This is a genomic window from Mycobacterium sp. TH-M82, from assembly GCF_057473605.1.
Map to the genome: position 1 here is coordinate 1 of NZ_JBYCKY010000320.1, position 1,218 is coordinate 1,218.

1 protein-coding gene and 1 pseudogene are annotated in these 1,218 nt (G+C 65.8%); both read left to right on the forward strand.

What is annotated here, in order from left to right; genetic code table 11:
• A pseudogene (locus AC2VON_RS10035) lies at positions 1-252 on the forward strand (HNH endonuclease signature motif containing protein); the annotation flags it as partial.
• Positions 253-404: 152 nt separating this feature from the next.
• The gene (gene pyrH / locus AC2VON_RS10040; RefSeq protein WP_486952817.1) at positions 405-1,148 is read left to right on the forward strand and encodes a UMP kinase; all 744 of its coding nucleotides are present in this window, start codon (positions 405-407) and stop codon (positions 1,146-1,148) included.
• Positions 1,149-1,218 lie beyond the last annotated feature (70 nt).

A 1,218-nucleotide genomic window follows, 5' to 3' on the forward strand; every position in this document is an offset into this window, starting at 1 on the left:
CACAACAACGACTACGCCCACACCGGACGCACCGACATCGACGAGTTGACCCTGCGCTGCGGATGCCACCACGAGATCATCACCACCGGCGGCTGGAGAACCCGCCGCAATCACCGCGGAGAAACCGAAACCATTCCACCCCGCCACCTCGACTACGGCCAACCCCGCATCAACCGGTATCACCACCCCGAAAAACTCCTCCACCACGAAGATGGAGAAGACGAAGGCGACCAAGACGACAACGGGCCGTAGCTTTCGGAACGACCGACCCCAGAACCGGTTCGCCTGCGCCTAACCCGGGAGAGCCGGTGCGCCCGCCATGAGGCAGGATATGGGTGCCCGAGATTGCGACCGGTGGGCGGTCACCCGCGATGGCACTCTCACGGAGCAACCCCAGGAGCCTGATGACGGAGCCGACGAGTGTCGACCGACCGGCCGGTCGGTCCAAGTACTCGCGGGTGCTGCTCAAGCTCGGCGGAGAGATGTTCGGCGGCGGGCAGGTCGGGCTGGACCCCGACGTGGTGGCCCAGGTGGCCCGCCAGATCGCCGAGGTGGTGCGCGAGGGCGTGCAGGTTGCGGTGGTGATCGGCGGCGGCAACTTCTTCCGCGGTGCGCAGCTGCAGCAGCGGGGCATGGAGCGGATGCGCTCGGATTACATGGGGATGCTTGGGACTGTCATGAACAGTCTTGCGCTGCAAGACTTCCTGGAGAAGGAGGGTATCGACACCCGGGTCCAGACCGCGATCACGATGGGACAGGTGGCTGAGCCGTACATCCCGCTGCGGGCACGCCGGCACCTGGAGAAGGGCCGGGTGGTGATCTTCGGCGCCGGCATGGGACTGCCGTATTTCTCCACCGACACCACCGCGGCCCAACGCGCGCTGGAGATCGGTGCTCAGGTGGTGCTGATGGCCAAGGCGGTCGACGGGGTGTTCGCCGAGGATCCGCGGGTCAACCCGGACGCCGAGCTGCTCACCGCGATCAGCCACCGTGAAGTCATCGACCGCGGCCTGCGGGTGGCCGACGCCACCGCATTCAGTCTGTGCATGGACAATGGCATGCCGATCCTGGTGTTCAATCTGCTGGCCGATGGAAATATCGCGCGGGCGGTCGCCGGTGAGAAGATCGGAACGCTGGTCACCACCTGACGGGAGGATGGCGTGATTGACGAGGCTCTCTTCGACGCCGAAGAGAAGATGGAGAAGGCCGTGGCGGTGG